Source organism: Micromonospora sp. AMSO12t (assembly GCF_008806585.1).
In the GTDB taxonomy this organism is placed as follows: domain Bacteria; phylum Actinomycetota; class Actinomycetes; order Mycobacteriales; family Micromonosporaceae; genus Micromonospora; species Micromonospora reichwaldensis.
The window spans coordinates 1-22753 of record NZ_WAAS01000093.1 but is presented as its reverse complement, the minus strand read 5'-3'; the positions used below and the strand labels follow the sequence as shown (position 1 = coordinate 22753).

Genomic DNA, 22753 nt, shown 5'->3' with positions numbered 1-22753 from the left:
GCCACGACCGCACCCCGCGCCGAACCCGATGGTCCCGCTGGCGCAACTGCGCGCGCAGGACGTCCCCGACCTGCCGCGCCCCGGGGCGGTCACGGCCGCCGGGAGCCACGTCGGCGGGCCGCTGCTCTGGCCGGCCGACGAGCCCTGGCCCACCTGCGAGGCGCCGCACATGGTGCACGAGGAGGTGCCGGTCCCGGCCGACCTGGTGGAGCGGATGCGGGCGGCGGAACGCGGGCGCACGCAGTCGCACGTCCTGGCCGAGGGCGAGGTCGAGCTGCACCGGGAGATCGCCACCCTGGTCGGCCCGGGCTTCACCGGCTGGGGCTCGCGCGATGGCGGCCCGGTCGTCGGCTACCGGTACGTGCCACGACCGCACCCCGCGCCGAACCCGATGGTCCCACTGGCGCAACTGCGCGCGCAGGACGTCCCCGACCTGCCGCGCCCCGGCGGGGCGGACCTGTTGCAGGTGTTGTGGTGCCCGTTCGAGCACGCCGAGGGCCCGTGGGGGCCGACGGTGGAGCTGCGCTGGCGGCGGGAGGCGGACCTGACCGATCTCCTCGGCCAGCCGCCGCGCGGCGAGATCGGGAACGACGAGTACGTGCCCCGGCCGTGCCGGCTGCACCCGGAGCAGGTCGTCGAGTACCCGTACCCGCAGGAACTGCCGGAGGCCCTGCGGACACTGGTCGACGAGCAGGACGAGGAGGGCGAGTACGACGACGACAACTACGTCGACACCCTCATGGCGCCCGGCTGGAAGGTCGGCGGCTACGCCGACTGGAGCCTCACCGACCTGCGCCCGACGCCGTGCCCCTGCTGCGGCGGCCCCACCACGCTGGCCCTCGTCGTCGCCTCCTCGGAGCGGGGCACCGGCCGGTGGCAGCCGACGCGGACGGACGGCGAGCCGGACCACGACCCGTACGAGCCGACCGGGGTCGTCGTCGGCCGGCACGGCGCGCTGCGCATCTTCGTCTGCCTGAGCTGCCCTGACACACCGTTCCTCCTCGACCAGCAGTGACCGCTGCCGCCACCGACCCGGCTCCGCGGCGCCAGGTGCCGGTCGGGGTTCGGCCGGTGCCCGAGCCAACGCCCACGACGTTGCCGACTGCCCCGATAGCCCAACGCCGCCGGGACGAGTGGAACGCCATGGGTGTCAAACAGGCGCTTTGACGCACGTGGTGTTCCACTCGCTGCTCGGCGTCGCGGCGCTGCGGAACGTCCCGGCCGGCGTGGCAGGACGCGCGGCCGCGCGTCGGGGGGGTGGTGGGTCAGTCGGTGGGGCGGGTCAGTTTGACCTGGTCGCCGGCCAGTACCTCCGTGGTGCCCTCCCGGTGGCGAACCTCCAGCACCGGCACGCCCTCGTCGAGTTGCATGCTCCGTCGCTCCTCGCCCGTGGGCATCCGTGCGACCACCGTTGCGCCGGGAGGCACTTCGACCGGCCGGCGCGCTGGCGTCTCCCGCACGTGGGTGCCGTGGCCCCGCACCGTGCTGACCACTCCCTCGGACCGGAGCAACGAGGTCACGAGGGACCTGCTCTCCGCCGTACGCCTGGCTCGGGTCGTGGCGCGGTGGGCGAGCGTGCTCGCGCAGACCGACCCCGGCGAGACCACGGTCTCCGCCGAGGACGCGCAGCACCTGCGGCACCGGGTCTTCTGTGACACGCTGCTGCCCGAGGGCCGGCGCTGCCTGCTGCGGGCCGACCACGACGGTCCGTGCACCCGCCGCCCCGCGAGATTCTGAGACCGCCGGTCGCAAGTCGTCCGGAACCGGGTCGCCCGTTCGTCACCCTGGTGAGTACCCGACATCGAGGAGCGACATGAAATACCTGATGTTCGTCTGCACCGACAGCGAGCCGGACACCGACCGGGCCGACTGGCCGGACATCGAGGCGTGGGTGGCGGAGAACGACGCCCGGGGCCGGCGGCTGACGGGCGACGCCCTCGCGGAGACGACGGCGGCCACCACGGTCCGCGTCCGCAACGGGGAGTTGCTGGTCTCCGACGGCCCGTTCGCCGAGACGAAGGAGGTCATCGTGGGCTTCGACCTGCTGGAGTGCGCCGACCTGGACGAGGCGATCGAGGTGGCGCGCGCCCACCCGATGGCGCGCGAGGGCCGGCTCGAACTACGTCCGATCGTCAGCCTGGGTGGCTGACGGCCCCACCGACCGGCTCGCGGTGGCCGACGCCGTCGCCACCGCGAGCACCGGGTCGTACGCCCGGATCGTCGCGACGCTGATCCGGGTCACCGGCGACTGGACCCTGGCCGAGGACTGCGCCCAAGAGGCGTCGGCGCTCGCGCTGGCCCGATGGCCGGTGGAGGGCGTGCCCGCCAACCCGGGCGGCTGGCTGATGACGGCGGCCCGCAACCGCGCGATCGACGTGCTCCGGCGCTCCTCGGTCGAGCGGCGCAAGCTGCGTGAGCTGGCAGTCCTCACGCTGACCGGAGCGGAGCCCGAGCCGGGAACGGCGGGGGAGGGGGAGATCGTGGACGACCGGCTGCGGCTCGTCTTCACCTGCTGCCACCCGGCCCTGGCGCTGGAGGCGCGGGTCGCCCTGACGCTGCGTACGGTCTGCGGGGTGTCGACCGCCGACATCGCGCGGGCCTTCCTGGTCACCGAGTCGACCATGACCCGGCGGCTCACCCGGGCCAAGGCGAAGATCGCCGCCGCCGGCATCCCGTACCGGGTGCCGACCGGCCCGATGCTCGCGGAGCGGCTCCCCGGCGTCCTCGCCGTGCTGTACCTGCTCTTCACCCGGGGCTACGACGCCGACGGCGAGCCCGCCTTCGCCGACGAGGCGATCCGCCTGGCCCGGCTGCTCGACCGGCTGATGCCGGGCCAGCCCGAGGTGGCCGCCCTGCTGGCCCTCTTCCTCCTCCAGCACTCCCGGCGCGCCGCCCGCCGCGACCGCGACGGCAACCTGCTCACCCTCGACCGGCAGGACCGCGCCCGCTGGGACCACGCCGCGATCGCCGAGGGCGTCGGCATCCTCGCGCGGGTCCCGGCGGACGGCCCGTACGCCCTCCAGGCCCGGATCGCCGCCTGCCACGCCACCGCCGCGTCCGCCGAGGCCACCGACTGGGGCGCGATCGCCGAGGCGTACGACCGGCTCGCCGGGTGGCAGCCGTCGCCGGTGGTCGAGCTGAACCGCGCCGTCGCGCACGGTTACGCGTACGGGCCGGCGGCGGGGCTGGCGCTGCTGGCCGCCGCCCGGGCCGGCGGGGCGCTGGACGGCTACCCGCTCGCCGTCGCCGCGGAGGCGGAGCTGACCGCCCGGCAGGGCGACCGCGAGCGTGCCGCCGCGCTGTTCCGGCGGGCCGCCGACGCCCACCGCGGGGCGGAGCGCCGCGCCCTGCTGGAGCGCGCCGACCAGCTCAGCTGATGTGGTGCAGGATCACGTTGTGCACGTGGTGGCTCTTGTCGGCGCCCCGGAACTCCACCTCGTAGGTGTGCGTGCCGACGTGGATCGCGATGGCCCCGGTGGAGAAGAACGAGCCGCCCCACGACTTGTTGCTGACCACGCTGACGCTGGTGATCTTCGAGTACGGGATGCTGGTGATGGCGTACCGCTTACCGACGAAGGAGCGGTCCTGGATGATGACGCGCCGGTCGGTCAGGCCGATGAAGCCGGTGCCGGTGCCGACGGCGTCGTAGACGGCGATGATCTGTTCTCCGTGGAGCAGGCCGCTCTGGATCTGCTGGAACTGCTCCTTGCGGTCGTACGTCGCGTTCGCCATGCCCCCACGGTAGGCCGCGCGCGCCAACCGAAGATCACCCCCGGTGGGCGAGGACGAGGAACTCGCCGTCACCCCGGCCCACCGGCTCCCCGCCCCAGCCGCCGTGGATCCGGTCCACGGCGAACCCGGCCGACCGCAGCGAGCCGCGCAGTTCCTCCTCGGTGCGGAAACGCAGGGTGGCCGAGCTGAGCAACTCCTCGCCGTCGCCGAAGAGGTAGTGGTGGGTGAAGTCGACCCGTCCGCCGGCCACCGTGTGGACCTCCGTCCACGCCCGGACCACCTCGCCGCCGGGCAGCGTGATCCGTCGCCGCGAGTCGACCGGGTTCCAGCGTTCCCACCGTCGGTCCGCCGGGTCGCGCGAGTCGAACGCCAGCCGGCCGCCGGGCACCAGCGCCCGGGCCAGGTCGGCGAGCGTACGCGCCCACTCGTCGTCGTCCACGAGGAACTGCGCGACGTGGCTGGTCAGCACCGCCACGTCGGACGACCGGTCCGGCAGTACGGCCGAGGTGCCCTCGACCCAGGTCACCCGCTCGGCGCCCGGCTTGGCGCGGGCGGCGTCCAGCGACGCGCCGGCCGGGTCGACGCCGGTGACGGTGTGGCCGGCCTCGGCCAGGGCGAGGGTGAGCCGCCCGGTGCCGCAGCCCAGGTCGATGACCCGTACGCCGGGCGTCTCGCCGACGACGGCGAGGAACCAGTCGTCGTCGCGCGACCAGGGGCACTCGGCGTCGTAGACCTCGACCAGCCGCGGATGGCGGAACTCTCCGTGCCTCATCGGCGTCGATCATGCCAGTCCGGGCGGGCCCCGTCAGGTCGTGTTCGCGTCGGTCGCGGCCCGCACGAACTCGTGGACCCGGGCCGTGCCGTTGCTCTCCCGCCAGACCAGGCCCCGCCGGATCGGTGGCGCGTCCCGGATCGGTACGTACGCCACGTCGGGGCGCGGGTAGTAGCGGCGCGTGTGCTCGCCCACCGGCAGCACCCCCCGCCCCATCGCGACCAGCGTCAGCATCTCCGAGAACGTGTTGCCCGCCGGCCCCTTCGGCACCGGCCGCCCCGACGGGGTCTGCTCGGGGGTGCGGTCGCGCTTGAACTCCGCCGAGGTCACGGCCGGGTACTGCACCACCGGGTGGTCGCCGAGCGTCTCCAGGGAGACCGACGCCTCCCGGGTCAACGGGTGCCCGGCGGTCACCGCGAGCAACCGTCGCTCCTCCAGCAGCGCCGGCCCGCAGGCCATCCCGTCGAAGGGGTACGCGGCCATCAGGACGTCGACGGAACCGTCGAGCAGGCTCTGCCGGGAGTTGAAGAGCTGCACCTCCCGCACCTCGACCTGGCAGTCGGGGTGGCGCTGCGAGAACAGGGCGACGGCCTTGAGCAGCGTCGGGGCGGTCCACTCGCCGAGGAAGGCGACCCGCAGCCGCCCGGTCACGCCCCGTCCCGCGTCGACGGCCCGGCGTACGGCGTCGTCGATGCCGGCGACCAGCGGCGCCAGGTCCTCGGCGAGTTGCCGCCCGATCGGGGTGAGCTGGACGACCCGGCTGGTACGGGTGAAGAGCGGGGCGCCGACGCGGCGTTCCAACTTCTTGACCACCTGGCTGATCCGCCCGGTGGTCACCCGCAGGCGCTCCGCCGTCCGGCCGAAGTGCAACTCCTCGGCGAGGGTCAGGAAGGTCTCCAGCTCGTGTCGTTCCAGCACGTCCCGCCCCATCGTTGAATCCGGCTCAACGATGGTAGTGCGATCGCGTCTTGGTCGACGTCGCCGGCCGGCGGATCGTGAGGGGCATGGAAACGACGACAGTCACCGACTACCTGGCCGATCTCGACGCCCCGCTGCGGGAGATCGGCGAGAAGCTGCGCCCCGTCATCGAGTCGGCCCTGCCGGGCGCGAACGGGGCGGTGTGGCACGGACACCCGGTCTGGGGTCTCGGCGACCGGCCGGGGCGGCGCCCCGTCTGCCTCGTGAAGGCGTACGGCGCGTACGTCACCTTCGGGCTGTGGCGCGGCGCCGAGGTCACCGACCCCTCGGGGCGGCTGGTCGCCGGCGCCCGGCAGATGGCCTCCGTCAAGCTGCGCACCCTCGCCGACGTCGACCCCGCCCTGTTCACCGACTGGCTGCGCCAGGCCCACGCTCTGGAGGTCAGGTGAGCGCGGTACGGGTCACGGGCTTCGACCACCTGGTGCTCAACGTGACCGACGTGGAGCGCGCGCTGGACTTCTACTGCGGGCTGCTCGGCCTGGCCCCGGTGCGGGTCGACCAGTGGCGGGCCGGCGCGGTCCCGTTCCCCTCGGTACGGGTCGACGCGGGGACCATCATCGACCTCGTGCGCCGGGACCGGGGCGAATCCAACGTCGACCACTTCTGTCTGGTGGTGGAGCCGCTGGACTGGGCGGAGGTCGTCGCGTCGGGTGCCTTCACGGTGATCGAGGGGCCGGTGGGTCGGTTCGGCGCGCGGGGCAGCGCCACCTCGCTCTACGTGCGGGATCCGGACGGCAACTCCGTCGAGCTGCGCTGGTATCCCCAGGACGCCGCCTGAGCGGCCGACGGCCCGGACCGGGGCTCCGGGCGGAACCGGGTCAGGGCTGGGTGACCGCGCGGTAGGCGTCCTCGATGCGGGCGGCCAGCAGGACCTCCCCCTCGGTCAGCGGCGCGTTGCCGTGTCCCACCCGGATGCGGGTCTGGTCGGCCAGGCGGCTGATCTCCGGACGCAGGTGCAGCGCGTCGGCGACCACCTTCACCCGCTCGGTGAGGGCGGCGTGCTGCGAGTCGTCGATGACGAGGGTGCGTCGGATCTGCTCACCCTCGCGGATCCAGCCGGGGAGCAGGGTGAGAGCGTCGTCGAGGTAGTCGTGCTTGGATCGACTGCTGAACAGCGCGCGCATCACCGCACCTCCCAGGCGCCGTTGCCGGCTTGTGGCCAAATCGTCGCCGTCCCGTGTCTTGTCGGTGCCTTCTAGTCTGTCCTCGCATGCTGGGTGTGTCCACGCCCACACTTCCGGGTTCTCCTGCCCTGACGGTCGGCCACGCTACCCAAACCGCCGATTGATCTGGCACGCTGGACGCCCGTGCGGACCGAACGGGCGAATGGCGGCGGGCAGGCCGAGCGACGGGACCTCAGGGTGATCGTCGGGGCGGCGATCATCAGGGACGGCCGGGTGCTCGCCTGCGCCCGCTCCGCCCCGCCCGAGGTGGCGGGCATGTGGGAGTTTCCCGGCGGCAAGGTGGAGCCGGGCGAGAGCGAGACCGCCGCGCTCGCCCGCGAGTGCGCCGAGGAGTTGGCCGTACGCGTGGAGATCGGCGACCGGGTGGGCCGCAACGTCCGGATGGCACACGGCCGCTCGGTGCTCAAGGTGTACGCGGCCCGCCTGCTGCACGACGACCAGCCGCAGGCCCTCGAACACTCGGCGCTGCGCTGGCTCTCCGCCGACGAGTTGGACACCGTCACCTGGCTCCCGGCCGACGCACCCATCGTCGCGGCCCTCCGGCCCATCCTGACCGCCTGAGCGGAAGCGGACATCCGAGCCGAAAGAGGACGGGGGCCGGCGGCATCAGCCGCGGCCCCCGTCGTCGTCAGCGCACGTCAGTGCTTGTCCTGCTCCGGGTGGGCGAAGTTCAGGTGCTCCGGCGGCAGCGGGAAGGTCACGTCGTCGCCGAACGGCGACGGCGCCGCCGCCCGGTCGAACGTGAGCTCCGTCAGCGGCAGCCTGCCGTGGTCGTCGACGGCGGGCGCGGTCGGCCTCGGCACCTCGCGGTCCCAGTTGACGCCGCGCTGCGCCTGCACCTCGGCCCGCGGGTCGTGGGAGCCGCCCGCGTGCGAGTGCACGCCCCCGTGGGCGGCGCTGCCGCGGACCGCGCCGCTGGCGTGTTCGCTGGTCACGATGGTCTGAGGCACCTGACCCCTCCGGAAGATCTTGCTACCAAGCCACACGAGGGGATCGTACCTGCGGTCGACGACCCGTTCCTTCATGGGGATGATCCCGTTGTCGGTGATCTTGATGTGCTCGGGGCAGACCTCGGTGCAGCACTTGGTGATGTTGCAGAATCCGAGACCCTGCTCGGCCTGCGCGTACTCCTTGCGGTCGCTCTTCGCGTCCAGCGGGTGCATGTCCAGCTCGGCCGCCCGGATGAAGTACCGCGGCCCCGAGAACGCCTGCTTGTTCTCCTCGTGGTCCCGGATCACGTGGCAGACGTTCTGGCACAGGAAGCACTCGATGCACTTGCGGAACTCCTGCGAGCGCTCCACGTCGACCTGCTGCATCCGGTACTCGCCGGGCGCCAGGTCGGCCGGCGGCGCGAACGCCGGCGTCTCCCGCGCCTTCTCGTAGTTGAACGAGACGTCGGTGACCAGGTCCCGGATCACCGGGAAGGTGCGCAGCGGGGTGACCGTGACCGTCTCGTCCTCCGTGAAGGTGGACATCCGGGTCATGCAGCTCAGCCGCGGCTTGCCGTTGATCTCCATCGAGCAGGAGCCGCACTTGCCGGCCTTGCAGTTCCAGCGGCAGGCCAGGTCGGGGGCGTCGGTCGCCTGGAGCCGGTGGATGACGTCGAGGACCACCTCGCCCTCGTTGACCTCCACCATGTAGTCCTGGAGGTCGCCGCCGTTCTCGTCGCCGCGCCAGATGCGGAACTGGCGCTTCGCGCCCGGCTTCCCGGGCCCCTGGGGGTTCTGGTTACCCATGCGTCAGCGCTCCTTCTCGGTCTCGACGTCGGCGACCTGGGCGTCGAACTCGGCGAGTTCCTCGTCCGTGAGGTACTTGGCCAGCTCCGCGCGGTCGAAGAGGCCGATCAGCTCCGGGCGCATCCTCGGCAGCGGCTTGCGCTCCAGGCGCACCGCGTCGCCGTCGAGGGAGCAGACCAGGTTGACCCGACGCCACGCCGGATCCATCGCCGGGTGGTCCTCCCGGGTGTGCCCGCCGCGCGACTCGCGCCGCTCCAGCGCCGCCTTCGCGGTGCACTCCGAGACCACCAGCATGTTGCGCAGGTCGAGCGCCAGGTGCCAGCCCGGGTTGTAGCGCCGGCCGCCGCTCGCGCTGACCTTCGCCACCCGCTCCCGCAGCTCCGCCAGCCTGCCCAGCGCGTCGACCAGCTCGCCCTCGCGCCGGATGATGCCGACCAGGTCGCCCATCACCGCCTGGAGGTCCTGCTGGAGGGTGTACGGGCTCTCGCCGGTGTCCCGCTGCAACGGGGCCAGGGCCGTCTCCACCGCGGCCTCCACGGCGGCGACGCCCACCTTCGGGCGCGCGGGGAGGCTGTCGGCGTACGTGGCGGCGTGGCCGCCCGCGCGCTTGCCGAACACCAGCAGGTCGGACAGGGAGTTGCCGCCGAGCCGGTTGGAGCCGTGCATGCCGCCGGACACCTCGCCCGCGGCGAAGAGCCCCCGCACGTGGCCGAACGCGGCCCCGCTGTCCGGGTCGACCTCGACACCGCCCATCACGTAGTGACAGGTCGGCCCGACCTCCATCGGCTCCTTGGTGATGTCGACGTCGGCCAGCTCCTTGAACTGGTGGTACATCGACGGCAGGCGGCGGCGGATCTCCTCCGCCGGCTTGCGGGAGGCGATGTCCAGGTAGACGCCGCCCGCCGGCGTGCCCCGCCCGGCCTTGACCTCGCTGTTGATCGCCCGGGCCACCTCGTCGCGCGGCAGCAGCTCCGGCGGGCGCCGGTTGTTGTCCGGGTCGGTGTACCAGCGGTCCGCCTCCTCCTCGGTCTCCGCGTACTGCTTGCGGAAGACGTCGGGGACGTAGTCGAACATGAACCGCTTGCCGTCGGAGTTCTTCAGCACGCCGCCGTCGCCGCGCACCGACTCGGTGACCAGGATGCCCTTCACCGAGGGCGGCCAGACCATGCCGGTGGGGTGGAACTGGAGGAACTCCATGTTGATCAGCGTCGCGCCGGCCCGCAGCGCGAGCGCGTGCCCGTCACCCGTGTACTCCCAGGAGTTCGAGGTGACCTTGTAGGAGCGGCCGACGCCGCCGGTCGCCAGCACCACCGCGGGTGCCTCGAAGAGGACGAACTCGCCGGACTCCCGGTAGTAGCCGAACGCGCCGGCGACCCGGTCGCCGTCGAGCAGCAGCTCGGTGATCGTGGTCTCGGAGAAGACCTTGATCCGGGCGTCGTACGAGCCGTGGTCGCGCTTGTCCTCCTGCTGGAGCGACACGATCTTCTGCTGGAGGGTGCGGATCAGCTCCAGGCCGGTCCGGTCGCCGACGTGCGCCAGGCGGGGGTACTCGTGGCCACCGAAGTTGCGCTGCGAGATCTTCCCGTCCTTGGTGCGGTCGAAGAGCGCACCGTACGTCTCCAGCTCCCAGATCCGCTGCGGCGACTCCTTCGCGTGCAGCTCGGCCATCCGGAAGTTGTTGAGGAACTTGCCGCCGCGCATCGTGTCGCGGAAGTGCACCTGCCAGTTGTCCCGGCTGTTCACGTTCCCCATCGCGGCGGCGGCGCCGCCCTCGGCCATCACCGTGTGTGCCTTGCCGAAGAGCGACTTGGAGATGATCGCGGTCTTCTTGCCGGCGAGCCGGGCCTCGATCGCGGCGCGCAGGCCGGCGCCGCCGGCCCCGATCACGACGACGTCGTAGTGGTGTCGTTCGATTCGCGTTGTGTTGGTCATGTCAGGGGCCCTCTAGTTGATGAACCGCAGGTCGTTGAACCAGCCGGCCGCGACCGCCATGACGTAGAAGTCCGTCAGGGCCAGCGTGCCGAGGGTGATCCAGGCGAGCTGCATGTGCCGGACGTTCAGGGCGGAGACGAAGCTCCAGGCCCGGTAGCGCACCGGGTGCTTGGAGAAGTGCTTGAGCCGCCCGCCGATGATGTGCCGGCACGAGTGGCAGGAGATCGTGTACGCCCACAGCATGACCACGTTCAGGAGCAGGACGATGTTGCCCAGCCCGAACCCGAACCCCTTGGGGGAGTGGAAGGCCAGGACCGCGTCCCAGGTGTTGATCAGCGAGATGATCGCGGCGGCGTAGAAGAAGTAGCGGTGCAGGTTCTGGCCCAGCAGCGGGAACCGGGTCTCGCCGCCGTAGGACTTGTGCCCGTCGGGGACCGCGCAGGCGGGCGGCGACAGCCAGAACGACCGGTAGTAGGCCTTGCGGTAGTAGTAGCAGGTGAGCCGGAACAGCAGCAGGAACGGCAGCGTCAGCGCCGCGTCCGGGATGATCCACCAGCCGGGCAGGAACCGTCCGAAGTGGGAGGCGCCCTCCACGCACCGCTCGGTTACGCAGGGCGAGTAGAACGGGGTCAGGTAGTGGAAGTCCTCGACCCAGTACCACTTGTGCATGAAGACCCGGACCGTCGCGTACGCCACCCACGCGCTGAGCCCGATCACGGTGATCAGCGGGGCGAGCCACCAGCGGTCGGTTCGCAACGTCTTCGCCGCGATGGCGGCGCGCGCCCGCGCTCCCCGCGGCCTCGTTGCCGTTGATGTCATTAGAGTCGTCTCCCTGACAGGACCCTCACGGGCGGATCAAGTTCCGGTCGGCAACGCGGACCGGCAGACCCGCACCCGCTTGCCACGTCATGCGCACACCAACGACCGCGCCGGTGATACGGCGCAGCTAAGTGACACACGTTACGCCGATCTTCGCGAGCCGTCCGCGCAAGGCAGTGTCCCGTGTGTCCCGGCCGGTGGAAAGCCCCGCACGATGATCGATGTCCGGATGTTAAGAACCTCACCCGGCGCCTGTCCGGCGTACCGGAGCGGCTCACCCGAAAAGCGTCCCGCGGGGGTGGCCCGTCAGGCGAGCAGGTCCGCCGGCCGGATCGTGGCCCGGACCGGCTCGGTCAGCTCCAGCGTCTCGCCGGCCTTGGTCACCGACCGCTCGACGTAGTGGGCGCCCTGCCGCTGGTAGACGTGCACGCTCAGCGTCTCCTGCTCCACCAGGAGATACCACTCGATGCCGGCCGCCGCGTAGTAGTGCATCTTGAGCACCTTGTCGGTGGCCGCGTTGCCCGGCGAGATGATCTCGCAGACCAGCTTCACGTCGGCCGCCTCGATCCAGGGGTCGTCGAGGTCGATCGGGGCCGTGACGACGAGGTCCGGGATGGGGATGCGCCCCGGCCGGAGCCGGACGTTCACCGCTTCCAGGACGCGGAGGCCGGCTTCCCGCGTTGGTCCTCGCAAGGCGGCCCGCAGCTCACCGGAGATGTTCTGGTGGCGGGGCGTGGGGGCTGGGGTCACGTGAAGGCTCCCGTCGAAGAGTTCGACGCGCTGCTGCGTCTCGTCGAGGGCGAGGTACTCCTCTTCACTCCACGGGCCGTCGTGGCCGAACACCGCCGCGGTCATCGTCACCTCCACCTCGTGCCGGGGGACATCCTTGCGGGACTGCCGCGCCCATCGTCGCACCCGCTGTCCGGGGGCGTGAGGTCAACGCCGGTGAATGCCGAGGTGAGGGCTGTTCACGCCCGTTGCAGAGTCGTTACGCTGTGGCCCGCTGACAGCTCCGGTTATGTAGCTTATTTTCACCCTCAGTGCTTTCCTGTAAGTTCTCTTCGTCGCTGAGGGAGGCGGTCGTGGACAGGCCGGAGTCGGCGCCGTCCGGGAAACCGGACCGCCCCAACGTGCCGGAGCAGCGCTCCGGCCAGGACCCCTACCTGCGGGTGAGCGACCTGCGGGTCCGGTTCGACACCGAGGACGGCGTGGTGCGCGCCGTCGACGGGGTGTCGTTCGAGGTGGCCCGGGGACGCACCCTCGGCATCGTCGGTGAGTCCGGTTCGGGCAAGAGCGTCACCTCGCTGGCCATCCTCGGGCTGCACAGCGCCAAGCGGACCAGCATCACCGGGGAGATCTCCGTCGGCGGCCGCCAGCTCGTCGGCCTGCCGGACGAGGAGGTACGCCGGCTGCGCGGCCGGGACATGGCGATGATCTTCCAGGATCCGCTGTCCGCGCTGCACCCGTACTACACGGTGGGCCGGCAGATCGCCGAGGCGTACCGGGTGCACCACCCGAAGGCCGGCAGGCGCGAGGCCCGCCAGCGCGCGGTGGACATGCTGGGCCGGGTCGGCATCCCGCAGCCGGCCCGCCGCTTCGACCAGTACCCGCACGAGTTCTCCGGGGGCATGCGGCAGCGGGCGATGATCGCCATGGCGCTGGTCAACGACCCGGACCTGCTGATCGCCGACGAGCCGACCACCGCCCTGGACGTGACGGTGCAGGCGCAGATCCTCGACCTGCTGGCCGACCTCCAGGCCGAGTTCCACTCCGCGATCATCCTGATCACCCACGACCTGGGCGTGGTCAGCCAGGTCGCGGACGAGGTGCTGGTCATGTACGGCGGGCGGGCCGTCGAGCACGGCAGCGTCGAGCAGGTGCTCCGCCGGCCGCAGCACCCGTACACCTGGGGTCTGCTCTCCAGCGTGCCCTCGCTGCACGGCGACGCGGACGCGGACCTGGTGCCGATCAAGGGCAACCCGCCGAGCCTGATCAACCTGCCGTCCGGCTGCGCCTTCCACCCGCGCTGCCGCTACGCCGACCGCAACGGCGACCGGTCCCGCACCGAGGTCCCGGAGCTGCGCCCGGCGGGCGCGCCCGGCCACCTGGTGGCCTGCCACCTCTCCGCCGACGACCGGACCCGGCTGTACGCGGAGGACATCGCCCAGGTGGGAGTGGCCCGGTGAGCGCGAGGAACGCAGCGCAGCGGAGTCCCGCAGTCGCGAACGGAAGGTGGGCCCCGGTGAGCGCGAGGAACGCAGCGCAGCGGAGTCCCGCAGTCGCGAACGGAGGTTGGCTCCGATGAACGTGGAGATCAAGGAGCCGGTGGAGCCGCTGCTGCGGGTGCGCGGGCTGGCCAAGCACTTCCCGGTGCGCAACGGGCTGCGGCGTAGCGGCCTGGTCCGGGCCGTGGACGGGCTGGACTTCGACGTGCGCCCGGGCGAGACGCTCGGTCTGGTGGGCGAGTCCGGCTGCGGCAAGACGACCACCGGTCGGATGCTGGTGCGCCTGCTGGAGCCCACGGCGGGCAGCATCGAGTTCGCCGGGCGGGACATCACCCACGCGGGCCGCCGCGAGCTGCGGGCGCTGCGGCAGGACCTCCAGATCATCTTCCAGGACCCGTACGCGTCGCTGAACCCCCGGCACACCGTGGGCCGGATCGTGGCGATGCCGTTGCAGGTCAACGGGATCACCCCGCCGGGCGGGGTGAAGAAGCGGGTCCAGGAGCTGCTGGAACTGGTCGGGCTGAACCCGGAGCACTACAACCGCTACCCGCACGAGTTCTCCGGCGGCCAGCGGCAGCGCATCGGCATCGCCCGCGCGCTCGCCCTGCAACCCAAGCTGATCGTCGCCGACGAGCCGGTCTCCGCCCTGGACGTGTCGATCCAGGCGCAGGTGGTCAACCTGCTGCGCGACCTGCAACGCGACCTCGGTCTGGCGTTCGTCTTCATCGCCCACGACCTGGCCGTGGTGCGGCACTTCTGCCAGCGGGTCGCCGTCATGTACCTCGGCAAGGTCGTCGAGATCGGCGACCGGGACGACATCTACGAACGGCCGCAGCACCCGTACACCCGGGCCCTGCTCTCGGCCATCCCCGACGTCACCCAGCTCGGCGCGGCGGGCCGGATCCGGCTCTCCGGGGACGTCCCGACGCCGCTGGACCCGCCGTCGGGTTGCCGCTTCCGCACCCGGTGCTGGAAGGCGCAGGAGCGGTGCGCCACCGAGGAGCCGGCGCTGGTGTCGCGCGACGGCGGCGCCCAGGCCATCGCCTGCCACTTCCCCGAGACGGGGCCGGTCGGCGCCACCACGGGACCGGCCGGCGACGACGCGCGGCCGGTGGACCCCGGGTCGGCCGGGGTCGGCACGACCGCCGAGGAGGTGGCGAAGTGAGCTTGTCCCCGGTCGAGGGCACGGCGCTGGCCGAGATCGAATCCGGCGGCGACGCCGGCGAGGGGAAGACGCTGGTCGGCCGCTCGCCGGGTCAGCTCGTCCGCAGCCGGCTGCGCAGCGACCGTACGGCCCTGGTGAGCGGCGTGGTGCTGGTCTTCTTCGTGCTGCTGGCGGTGGGCGCGCCCCTGGTCCAGCGGCTCTACGGGGTGACCCCGAACGAGCAGTTCGGCGAGCTGCTGGACAGCACGGGGATGCCGCTGGGATACGTCGGCGGGATCAGCGGCGACCACTGGTTCGGTCTGGAGCCCGGCCTGGGCCGGGACATCTTCATGCGGATGATCTACGGCATCCGCACCTCGCTGCTGATCGCGCTCGGCGCGGCCCTGATCACCACCACGATCGGCGTGGTCCTCGGGATCCTCGCCGGCTACCTCGGCGGGGTGGTGGACGCGGTGATCAGCTGGATCACCGACGTGGCGCTGGCGATGCCGTTCCTGATCTTCGCGCTGGCCGTGGTGCCGACGTTCTCGCTGCGCTTCTACGGCCCGCGCGACGAGGTGCCGACCTGGTTCGCGGTCACCACGCTGATCGTGGTCTTCACCGCGTTCGGCTGGACCAGCACCGCGCGGCTGGTACGCGGCCAGGTGGTGTCGCTGCGCGAACGCGAGTTCGTGGAGGCGGCCAAGGCCAGCGGCGCGGGGCTGGGGCACATGCTCTTCCGGCAGCTGCTGCCGAACATCTGGGCCCCGATCCTGGTGTCGTTCTCGCTGCTGGTGCCGTCGTACGTGACCAGCGAGGCGGCGCTGTCCTTCCTCGGCGTCGGGCTGCCCGAGTCGGTGCCCAGCTTCGGCCGGATGATCTACCGGAGCATCGACTACCTGCAGACCGACCCGGCCTACGTCTTCTTCCCCGGCATCACGATCTTCGCGCTCGTGCTGGCGTTCAACCTCTTCGGCGACGCGTTGCGTGACGCGCTCGACCCGAAGTCGTCACGGTAAGGGGTACTGCGCATGGTGCGCTTCCTGGTGAAGCGGGTGCTGCTGGCGATCTCGGTGCTGTTCGCGGTGAGTGTGGTCAGCTTCCTGCTGTTCTTCGCGCTGCCCGCCGACCCGGTGACCGGCATGTGCCCGAAGAACTGCAACGCCGAGCGTCTGGAGCGGGTGCGGACGGAGTTGGGGCTCAACGAGCCGAAGGTGCAGCAGTACGCCGACTACATGAAGGGCATCTTCGTCGGCCGTGACCTGGGCAGCGCCCAGGGCGGCGAGTGCGCGGCGCCCTGCCTCGGCTACTCGTACGTCAACAGCGAGGCCGTCACCGACACCTTCGCCCGGGTGCTGCCGGTGACGTTGAGCATCGTCCTGCCCGCGGCGGTGCTGTGGCTCGCCATCGGGGTCGGGCTCGGTATGGTCTCGGCCCTGCGGCGCGGCTCGCTGCTGGACCGGATCTCGATCGGCCTCACCCTGACCTTCGCCTCGCTCCAGCTCTACTTCGTCGGCGCGGTCCTGTTGCTGATCTTCGTCTACACCCTGCGGATCCTGCCCACGCCGCGGTACACGTCGCTGTTCGAGAATCCCGTGGAGTGGGCGCGGGGACTGGTGCTGGCCTGGGTCACCCTGGCGCTGCTCTTCTCCGCGATCTACGCCCGGCTGTCCCGGGCCCAGATGCTGGAGACGCTCTCCGAGGACTACGTGCGTACCGCCCGGGCCAAGGGCATGCCGAAGCGGCAGGTGTACGGCAAGCACGCGCTGCGGGCGGCGATCACGCCGATCGTCACCATCGCCGGTCTCGACGTGGGCACGGCGCTGGGCGGCACGGTGATCACCGAGACCACCTTCGGCATCCAGGGGCTGGGGCGTACGGCGGTGGAGGCGGTCAGCCAGGGTGACCTGCCGACCATCATGGGGACGGTGCTGATCGCCGCGCTGTTCGTGGTCGTCGCCAACATGCTCGTCGACCTGCTCTACGCGTTCATCGACCCCCGGGTGCGCCTCGGCTGACCCGAGGCGTGCCGGGTGCCGATCGTTGTAGCCCCGTTATCTGCTCGAAATTTACCGTCATTGAAGGCTAGGCGAAGCTTTCCTTCATCGGCGATCCGGAGGAGTGAGTATGCGAGCAAGACGCGTCACCGCCCTGGGCGGTGCGATCGCACTGATGGTTTCCCTCGGTGCGTGCAGCGAGAACACCGGTGACGACACCGGCGGGGTGGACACCACCAAGCCGCGCACCGGTGCCATCGCGACCGACCCCAAGGACTCTCTCGGCCCGGCGCCGGAGGTGCCCGGCGCGGCCAAGGGCGGCACGTTCTACATCCTGCGGGAGAACAAGATCTCCCACATGGACCCCCAGCGGATCTACTCGTTCGCCGGCCTGATGGGAAGCCAGCTCTACGCCCGCTTCCTCACCACCTTCAAGGACGACGGCAAGGGCAACGTCACCCTGGTCGGCGACCTGGCCGAGACCCCCGGCACCAACGTCAACAACGACTGCAAGGTCTGGGAGTTCAAGGTCAAGCAGGGGGTGAAGTTCGAGGACGGCCGGCCGATCACCAGCAAGGAGATCGCGTACGGCATCGCCCGGTCTTTCGACCCGGACCTCACCGGTGGCCCGACCTACCTCCAGGAGTGGCTGGTCGACAGCCCGCAGTACGACACCAAGTGGGACTTCAAGGCCAACAAGACCTCGCTGCCGCCGGGGCTGACCACGCCCGACGAGAAGACCCTGCGCTTCGAGTTCAACAAGCCCCGCTGTGACCTGCCGTTCGCCGTTTCGCTGCCGGCCACCGCGCCGCTGCCGGCCGACAAGGACACCGGCGTCAACCTGGACAACCAGCCGTTCTCCTCGGGCCCGTACAAGTTCACCAAGCACACCCCGGGCGTCGAGATCGTGCTCGAGCGCAACGAGCACTGGGACCCGGCCACCGACGCCGTGCGCCACCAGTACCCGGACAAGTTCGTCTGGTCGCTGGGCGCGGACCAGGCCGCCCAGACCAACCGGGTGCTCGCCGGCACCGGCAACGACGCCGCGGCGGTCGCCACCGGCGGTGTCCCGTCGGAGCTGCTCGCCAAGGTCACCGGCGACCCCAAGCTCAAGGAGCGGATGATCGTCGCGGCCACGCCGAACGCGTACCGCCTGAGCATCAACACCGCCCGGGTCACCGACCTGTCGGTGCGGCAGGCGATCAACCACGCGATCGACCGCACCAGCATCACCAAGAACCTCGGCGGCCCCTACGGCGCCGTGCCGATGACCACGTTGCTGCCGCCCACCACGCTCGGCTACAAGCAGTTCGACGCGTACCCGGCCGGCGACGGCGGCAACCCGGAGAAGGCCAAGGAGCTGCTCGCCGGCAAGACGCAGAACCTGGTGCTGCTCACCTCCGACGTGACCAGCTCCCAGGAGCGGGCCACCCAGATCAAGAACGCGCTGGAGAAGGCCGGCTTCACCGTCACGATTAAGACGATCCCCGAGGACGGCTACCTCGACACGGTGAAGAAGAAGGACAACCCGTACGACATCTGGGTCGACTCGTGGGCGGCCGACTGGCCCAGCGGCGCGTCGATCCTGCCGGTGCTCTTCGACGGCCGTGGCATCAAGGCCGAGGGCAACAGCAACACCTCGCAGCTCAACAACGAGGCGCTCAACACGGAGTTCGACCGGATCCTCGCGCTCGACCCGGCCAAGCAGGCCGACGAGTGGAGCAAGATCGACGAGCGGCTCATGAAGGAGACGGCGCCGGCGGTGCCGCTCTACGTCGAGGTGGTCTCCGTCGCGCACGGCGAGAAGGCCGGCGGCATCTTCATCGGCAGCATCTTCGGCTGGCCGAGCTTCGTGGACGCGTACGTCAAGCAGTGACAACGCCCGTGAGGCGGTGACACCCCAGCGGTGACACCGCACGGACCGACCCCCGGTCGACAACGTCGTCGGCCGGGGGTCGCCGTGTCGGTGGGCTGCCCGCGACCGCTCGGCGGCGCCACCGCCCGGCCGACCCGCGACTGCTCGGCGGGCCCGCCACCCGGGCGGCCCGCGGCGGCGGGGACGGCCGCGCCGGGGCGCGGCTAGAGGTGCCGGCGGACGAAGTCGAGTTCCAGCCTGAGCAGGCGCTCGGCGATGCCGCCAGCGGCCATGTGGGTGGCCCCGGTCAGCGGGAGCACGGAGTGCGGCCGGCCGGTCGCCAGCAGCGCCGCCGACAGCCGCAGCGTGTGCGCGGCCACCACGTTGTCGTCGACCAGGCCGTGCACCAGCAGCAGCGGCCGGGCCGCCTCCCCGGCCGGCACGGGCTCGCCGGCCAACTCCACCAGCGAGTGGTGCGCGTAGATGTCCGTGCCGTCGTCCGGCAGGCCCAGGTAGCGCTCCGTGTAGGCCGTGTCGTACAGCGCCCAGTCGGTGACCGGCGCTCCGACGATGCCGCACCGGAACAGCTCCGGGTGCCGCAGCACCGCCAGCCCGGCCAGCCAGCCGCCGAACGACCAGCCCCGCACCGCCACCCGCTCCAGGTCCAGGTCGGGGTGCTTGCCGGCCAACGCGGTGAGCGCGTCCACCTGGTCGAGCAGGACGACGTCGGCCACCCGGCGGTGGATCGCCTTCTCGAAGGAGGGGGCCACCCCCGGCGTACCCCGGTTGTCGATGGTGACGACCGCGAAGCCGGCGTCGGCCCACCACTGCCGCTCCAGCCACGCCGCGCGGGCCGCGAGCACCTCCTGGTGCCCCGGCCCGCCGTAGACGTCCAGCAGCACCGGCAGCCGCCGGCCGGTGACGTAGTTGTCCGGGTAGAGCACGGCCGTCGGCAGCCGCCGGTCGGTGACCCGCTCCAGCAGCGGCAGCGGCGCGTACGGCGGGGTGGCGGCGAGCGAGCGCAGCACGGCCACCTCCTGCTCGCCCCGGCGCACCGTCCAGCGGACGCCCGCGTGGTCGAGCGAGGCGGTGCCCACCACCAGCACGTCCCCGCCCACGGCGGCGGTGTGCCAGCCCGGGTCGGTGGTGATCCGGCGGGCGTCCACGCCGCCGCCGATGGTGGTGCGCACCCGGAACAGGTGCCGTTCGCTCGGCTCGCCGTCGCTCGCCTCCACCAGCAGGTCGGCCGGGCCGCTGCCGCCGGGCAGCCGCCCCACCACCCGCCGCACGTAGAGCGAGGGCGGGGTGAGCAGGGTGCCGTCGGCGAAGAGGCAGCGGGCGTCGTACCCGTCGTGGGCGAGCTCGCCGCCGACGAGCACCCGGCCGTCCGGCAGGTGCGCCGGGGTGCCCGGGATCGGCTCCACCCAGCGCGGGTCGGCCAGTTCGGCGTGCACCTGGGTCTCGCCGGTGCGCGGGTCCACGGCGAGCACCAGGCCGTGCTGCTGGGACCGGCGCAGCACGGTGATCAGCGGGCCCCCGTCGGCCCAGTGCACGGCCGTCAGGTACGGGTAGGTCTCCCGGTCCCAGTGCACGTCGACCCAGCCGTCGTCGAGATCCAGCAGGTGCAGGCTGACCTCGGCGTTCGCGGTGCCCGCCCGGGGGTACGCGACGGTGGTCGGCGGGCTCGCCGGGTCGGCCGGGTCGTGCAGGTGCCAGCGCTCCACGCGGGACTCGTCCACCCGGGCGGCCAGCACCGCACGACCGTCCGGCGCCCACCAGTAGCCGCGGTAGCGGTCGAACTCCTCGGCCGCGATGTGCTCGGCCAGCCCCCAGGTCACCCCGGAGTCCTCGCCGGCCAGCAGGGTGTCCGTGCCGTCGTGCTCGACCACCCGCAGCTGCCCCCGCCGGACCCCCTCGGCGGCGTCGGTGACGTACGCCAGGCGCTGCCCCGTGGGATCGGGCCGGGGGTCGAGCACCGGGCCGACGGTGGCCACCTCGACCACGTCGCCGTGCACCAGGTCGGCCCGGAACAGCCGCCCGGCCAGCGCGAAGACCGCCACCCGGCCGGCGCCGTCCAGCGTGTAGGAGCCGATGCCGGAGGCGCTCAGCCGCAGCCGCTCGCGCAGCGCGCGCTCGCCCGGGCTCAGCGCGCCGGCGTCGGCGTCGGCCCCGAGCAGCGCCGCCGGGTCGGCGACGAGCCGCTCCTCGCCGGTCGCCACGTCGAGCTGCCAGAGCGCGTCGGCCGGGTCCTCCGGGCCGGCCGAGCGCAGGAAGACCACCCGGGAGCCGTCGTCGGCCACGGTGACCGCCCGCGGCGCTCCGCGGCTGAACCGGCGGGTGCGGGCGGCCAGCTCCGGAAAGTCCACAGTCCAGATCGTAGAGCGGGGACCGGGGGTGATGTGGCCGACCTGCGCGGACGCGTCGGGGTCGGCGGAGGAGAACCGCCGGATAGAGTGACCGGCGTGACGACGCTGCCTGACCGCCGCCTCCTGCTGGTCCACGCGCACCCCGACGACGAGTCCATCGGCACCGGCTCGACGATGGCGCACTACGCCGCCGCCGGCGCTCACGTCACCCTGGTGACCTGCACCCTCGGCGAGGAGGGCGAGATCCACGTGCCGGCGCTCGCCCAGCTCGCCGCGGCCGAGGCCGACCAGCTCGGCGGTTGGCGGATCGCCGAGCTGACCGCCGCCTGCGCCGCGCTCGGCGTCACCGACCACCGCTTCCTCGGCGGCGCCGGCCGTTACCGCGACTCCGGCATGATGGGCCTCGCCACCAACGAGCACCCCCGCGCCTTCTGGCAGGCCGACCTCGACGAGGCCGCCGGGCACCTGGTGGAGATCATGCGGGAGGTACGCCCGCAGGTCATGGTCACGTACGACGACAACGGCTTCTACGGGCACCCGGACCACATCCAGGCGCACCGGGTGGCGATGCGCGCGTACGAGCTGGCCGACGCGGAGGGCTTCGCCCCGGCGAAGGTCTACTGGACGGCGATGCCGCTCAGCGTGCTGGAGGCCGGCCTGACCCACTTCGCCGAGTCGGCGGACAACCCGTTCGCCGGCATCCAGGACATCTCGGAGCTGCCCTTCGGCACCCCCGACGCGCAGATCGCCGCCCGGATCGACGCCACGGACCAGCACGCCGCCAAGGAGGCGGCGATGCGCGCGCACGCCACCCAGATCCCCGACGCCTCCTGGCTCTACTCGATCGCCGGCAACTTCGGCAGCGAGTTCATGGGCGTGGAGTACTACACCCTCGCGGTGGGCGGGAGGGGACCCGGCAGCGGCCCGTACGGCTGGGAGGACGACCTCTTCGCCGGGCTGGACGTCGCCGACGCTCCGGACCGGTCCCCGGTCTCGGCGGCCGGTAACCGGTGACCCTGCCCGTCGCGTCGATGTCGACCGCCCCGCAGGAGACCGTCCCGCCGCCGTCCGGGCCGTCCCGGCGGCTGCTCGACCTCGCCCTGCGGGTGGCCGGCGGACTGGTCGCCGTCCTCGCCGGGACGCTCACCGCGGTGCTGGAGCTGCTGCTGGCCACGCTCCGGGTCGGCGGGCACCTGATCGGCGTCTCGGTGCTCGTCGCGATCGCCGCGAACATCGCGCTGAGCTGGTTCGCGCACGAGGCCGTCGGTCGCCGGTGGGCCGTGGTGCTGCCCGCGACGCCCTGGTTCGTCCTGATGTCGGTGGCGGCGGTCCGCACCGCGGAGGGGGACCTGCTCGTCACCGGCGACAACTGGGTCGGCCTGGCGATGATCGTGGCCGGCGCGATGACCTTCGCGGTGATGGGTTTCCGGCAGATCCTGGCACCGCCACCGGTCCGGTCGGGGGACTGACGGAGCACAGGTTCCGGTGGTAGACATTCCTGCCAGGAGGCCCGCCGCTTCGGCGGGCGGTACGGCGGGAGGCGTGCGATGAGTGAGCGGTGGCGCGCGATCGGGGTTCTCGCGGTCGCGCTGTTCGCGGTCAACGTGGTCGCCCGGCTGGTCACCCGGTTCGGTTTCGACGGCGACGACACGGCCGCCGCCGACCGGGTGTCGCTGGGGATGTTCGTGGTGATCGGGCTGGTCCTGGCGGCGGTCGCCTTCGTGTGGGGCAGGCGTCGCCCCGTCTCGGCCTGGAGCGCGGACCTGGCCGCCGCGGTCGGCATCGCGCTGCTGCTGACGGTGCTGGTCGGGCCGCTGCTGGTCGGCAACGACCCGTTCGGCGGGGGTGCGGGCACCTTCTTCGCCCAGATCTGGCTCTACCTCGCGGCAGCCGGCGTGGGTGTGCTGCTCGGCTACCTGCTCCTCACGGCGCTGGGCCTGGACCACCGCTCGCAGTCCCTCAAGCGCTACGCCGAACTGAGGGCCACCAAGCCCCGCCGAGTAGTCCGCCGCT

Annotated in this window: 24 protein-coding genes; 15 read left to right on the top strand and 9 right to left on the bottom strand. The window is 72.1% G+C overall.

Annotated features, from left to right (window positions below; genetic code table 11):
- The 4 genes from F6X68_RS33545 to F6X68_RS16025 all read left to right on the top strand — a co-directional run.
- A partial coding sequence (locus F6X68_RS33545) for a hypothetical protein (RefSeq protein WP_192581420.1) occupies window positions 1-1015 on the top strand: 1015 nt, incomplete at its 5' end.
- 467 nt (window positions 1016-1482) lie between these two features.
- Entirely contained in the window at window positions 1483-1737 is a 255-nt protein-coding gene (locus F6X68_RS16035; protein WP_151455034.1) for a hypothetical protein, read from the top strand.
- 76 nt (window positions 1738-1813) lie between these two features.
- Window positions 1814-2149, top strand: a complete 336-nt coding sequence (locus tag F6X68_RS16030; protein WP_132231031.1) for a YciI family protein — start codon at window positions 1814-1816, stop codon at window positions 2147-2149.
- On the top strand, window positions 2142-3377 hold the full coding sequence (locus tag F6X68_RS16025; protein ID WP_151455033.1) for an RNA polymerase sigma factor: 1236 nt from the start codon (window positions 2142-2144) through the stop codon (window positions 3375-3377). Before F6X68_RS16030 ends, F6X68_RS16025 begins: the two co-directional genes overlap by 8 nt.
- Here F6X68_RS16025 and F6X68_RS16020 read toward each other — a convergent pair.
- From F6X68_RS16020 to F6X68_RS16010, 3 genes are read right to left on the bottom strand one after another with little or no spacing between them, the layout of a single operon-like run.
- On the bottom strand, window positions 3370-3732 hold the full coding sequence (locus F6X68_RS16020) for a PH domain-containing protein (RefSeq protein ID WP_088998502.1): 363 nt from the start codon (window positions 3730-3732) through the stop codon (window positions 3370-3372). The genes F6X68_RS16025 and F6X68_RS16020 overlap by 8 nt on opposite strands.
- A gap of 34 nt (window positions 3733-3766) precedes the next feature.
- Window positions 3767-4504, bottom strand: coding sequence for a class I SAM-dependent methyltransferase (locus tag F6X68_RS16015; RefSeq protein ID WP_151455032.1), 738 nt, complete (start codon window positions 4502-4504; stop codon window positions 3767-3769).
- 33 nt (window positions 4505-4537) lie between these two features.
- Window positions 4538-5422 carry a LysR family transcriptional regulator gene (locus F6X68_RS16010; protein ID WP_151455036.1) on the bottom strand — a complete coding sequence of 295 codons (885 nt, stop codon included), beginning with the start codon at window positions 5420-5422 and terminating at the stop codon, window positions 4538-4540.
- Between the two features lie 86 nt (window positions 5423-5508).
- On the opposite strand from F6X68_RS16010, the gene F6X68_RS16005 reads away from it, so the two are divergent.
- Both F6X68_RS16005 and F6X68_RS16000 read left to right on the top strand, forming a co-directional pair.
- Entirely contained in the window at window positions 5509-5871 is a 363-nt protein-coding gene (locus F6X68_RS16005; protein ID WP_151455031.1) for a DUF1801 domain-containing protein, read from the top strand.
- Window positions 5868-6260, top strand: coding sequence for a VOC family protein (locus tag F6X68_RS16000; RefSeq protein ID WP_151455030.1), 393 nt, complete (start codon window positions 5868-5870; stop codon window positions 6258-6260). Before F6X68_RS16005 ends, F6X68_RS16000 begins: the two co-directional genes overlap by 4 nt.
- Before the next feature lie 40 nt (window positions 6261-6300).
- Here the strand turns inward: F6X68_RS16000 and F6X68_RS15995 are convergent, their stop codons facing one another.
- Entirely contained in the window at window positions 6301-6606 is a 306-nt protein-coding gene (locus F6X68_RS15995) for a 4a-hydroxytetrahydrobiopterin dehydratase (protein WP_151455029.1), read from the bottom strand.
- Between the two features lie 183 nt (window positions 6607-6789).
- Between F6X68_RS15995 and F6X68_RS15990 the strand changes: the two genes are divergently transcribed.
- Entirely contained in the window at window positions 6790-7227 is a 438-nt protein-coding gene (locus F6X68_RS15990) for a (deoxy)nucleoside triphosphate pyrophosphohydrolase (RefSeq protein WP_151455028.1), read from the top strand.
- Window positions 7228-7304: 77 nt separating this feature from the next.
- Here the strand turns inward: F6X68_RS15990 and F6X68_RS15985 are convergent, their stop codons facing one another.
- From F6X68_RS15985 to F6X68_RS15970, 4 genes are all read right to left on the bottom strand, one after another.
- Entirely contained in the window at window positions 7305-8402 is a 1098-nt protein-coding gene (locus F6X68_RS15985; RefSeq protein ID WP_151455027.1) for a succinate dehydrogenase/fumarate reductase iron-sulfur subunit, read from the bottom strand.
- Between the two features lie 3 nt (window positions 8403-8405).
- The gene (locus tag F6X68_RS15980) at window positions 8406-10334 is read right to left on the bottom strand and encodes a fumarate reductase/succinate dehydrogenase flavoprotein subunit (RefSeq protein ID WP_151455026.1); all 1929 of its coding nucleotides are present in this window, start codon (window positions 10332-10334) and stop codon (window positions 8406-8408) included.
- Between the two features lie 12 nt (window positions 10335-10346).
- A complete protein-coding gene (locus F6X68_RS15975) occupies window positions 10347-11153 on the bottom strand; it encodes a hypothetical protein (protein ID WP_151455025.1) in 807 nt (268 codons plus the stop codon).
- Between the two features lie 306 nt (window positions 11154-11459).
- Window positions 11460-12008: a Uma2 family endonuclease gene (locus F6X68_RS15970; protein WP_151455024.1), complete on the bottom strand. Its 549-nt coding sequence runs from the start codon at window positions 12006-12008 to the stop codon at window positions 11460-11462.
- A 275-nt stretch (window positions 12009-12283) separates the two neighbouring features.
- Here F6X68_RS15970 and F6X68_RS15965 point away from each other — a divergent pair, with 275 nt between their 5' ends.
- The 5 genes from F6X68_RS15965 (at window position 12284) to F6X68_RS15945 (ending at window position 18395) form a co-directional block, all read left to right on the top strand.
- On the top strand, window positions 12284-13339 hold the full coding sequence (locus F6X68_RS15965) for an ABC transporter ATP-binding protein (protein ID WP_192581421.1): 1056 nt from the start codon (window positions 12284-12286) through the stop codon (window positions 13337-13339).
- A 115-nt stretch (window positions 13340-13454) separates the two neighbouring features.
- Window positions 13455-14543, top strand: coding sequence for an ABC transporter ATP-binding protein (locus F6X68_RS15960; protein ID WP_151455022.1), 1089 nt, complete (start codon window positions 13455-13457; stop codon window positions 14541-14543).
- Window positions 14540-15541: an ABC transporter permease gene (locus F6X68_RS15955; RefSeq protein ID WP_151455021.1), complete on the top strand. Its 1002-nt coding sequence runs from the start codon at window positions 14540-14542 to the stop codon at window positions 15539-15541. Before F6X68_RS15960 ends, F6X68_RS15955 begins: the two co-directional genes overlap by 4 nt.
- A 12-nt stretch (window positions 15542-15553) precedes the next feature.
- Window positions 15554-16540 carry an ABC transporter permease gene (locus F6X68_RS15950; RefSeq protein ID WP_151455020.1) on the top strand — a complete coding sequence of 329 codons (987 nt, stop codon included), beginning with the start codon at window positions 15554-15556 and terminating at the stop codon, window positions 16538-16540.
- 109 nt (window positions 16541-16649) lie between these two features.
- Window positions 16650-18395, top strand: a complete 1746-nt coding sequence (locus F6X68_RS15945) for an ABC transporter substrate-binding protein (protein WP_151455019.1) — start codon at window positions 16650-16652, stop codon at window positions 18393-18395.
- Between the two features lie 203 nt (window positions 18396-18598).
- Here F6X68_RS15945 and F6X68_RS15940 read toward each other — a convergent pair whose 3' ends face one another.
- The gene (locus tag F6X68_RS15940) at window positions 18599-20740 is read right to left on the bottom strand and encodes a prolyl oligopeptidase family serine peptidase (protein WP_151455018.1); all 2142 of its coding nucleotides are present in this window, start codon (window positions 20738-20740) and stop codon (window positions 18599-18601) included.
- 87 nt (window positions 20741-20827) lie between these two features.
- Between F6X68_RS15940 and mshB the strand changes: the two genes are divergently transcribed.
- The 3 genes from mshB to F6X68_RS15925 form a co-directional block, all read left to right on the top strand.
- Window positions 20828-21754 (top strand): N-acetyl-1-D-myo-inositol-2-amino-2-deoxy-alpha-D-glucopyranoside deacetylase, encoded by a 927-nt coding sequence (gene mshB, locus F6X68_RS15935; RefSeq protein ID WP_151455017.1) that lies wholly within the window; start codon window positions 20828-20830, stop codon window positions 21752-21754.
- 17 nt (window positions 21755-21771) lie between these two features.
- Window positions 21772-22209 (top strand): hypothetical protein, encoded by a 438-nt coding sequence (locus F6X68_RS15930; protein ID WP_151455035.1) that lies wholly within the window; start codon window positions 21772-21774, stop codon window positions 22207-22209.
- Window positions 22210-22287: 78 nt separating this feature from the next.
- The coding region (locus tag F6X68_RS15925; RefSeq protein ID WP_151455016.1) for a hypothetical protein at window positions 22288-22753 on the top strand (466 nt) is incomplete at its 3' end.

Coding starts and splice junctions, on each gene's coding strand:
- F6X68_RS15945 (WP_151455019.1), top strand. CDS start 16,650: ATGCGAGCAAGACGCGTCACCGCCCTGGGCGGTGCGATCGCACTGATG.
- F6X68_RS15975 (WP_151455025.1), bottom strand. CDS start 11,153: ATGACATCAACGGCAACGAGGCCGCGGGGAGCGCGGGCGCGCGCCGCC.
- F6X68_RS15980 (WP_151455026.1), bottom strand. CDS start 10,334: ATGACCAACACAACGCGAATCGAACGACACCACTACGACGTCGTCGTG.
- F6X68_RS16020 (WP_088998502.1), bottom strand. CDS start 3,732: ATGGCGAACGCGACGTACGACCGCAAGGAGCAGTTCCAGCAGATCCAG.
- F6X68_RS15930 (WP_151455035.1), top strand. CDS start 21,772: ATGTCGACCGCCCCGCAGGAGACCGTCCCGCCGCCGTCCGGGCCGTCC.
- F6X68_RS16005 (WP_151455031.1), top strand. CDS start 5,509: ATGGAAACGACGACAGTCACCGACTACCTGGCCGATCTCGACGCCCCG.
- F6X68_RS16015 (WP_151455032.1), bottom strand. CDS start 4,504: ATGAGGCACGGAGAGTTCCGCCATCCGCGGCTGGTCGAGGTCTACGAC.
- F6X68_RS15950 (WP_151455020.1), top strand. CDS start 15,554: ATGGTGCGCTTCCTGGTGAAGCGGGTGCTGCTGGCGATCTCGGTGCTG.
- F6X68_RS15995 (WP_151455029.1), bottom strand. CDS start 6,606: ATGCGCGCGCTGTTCAGCAGTCGATCCAAGCACGACTACCTCGACGAC.
- F6X68_RS15960 (WP_151455022.1), top strand. CDS start 13,455: ATGAACGTGGAGATCAAGGAGCCGGTGGAGCCGCTGCTGCGGGTGCGC.
- F6X68_RS15985 (WP_151455027.1), bottom strand. CDS start 8,402: ATGGGTAACCAGAACCCCCAGGGGCCCGGGAAGCCGGGCGCGAAGCGC.
- F6X68_RS16030 (WP_132231031.1), top strand. CDS start 1,814: ATGAAATACCTGATGTTCGTCTGCACCGACAGCGAGCCGGACACCGAC.
- F6X68_RS15970 (WP_151455024.1), bottom strand. CDS start 12,008: ATGACCGCGGCGGTGTTCGGCCACGACGGCCCGTGGAGTGAAGAGGAG.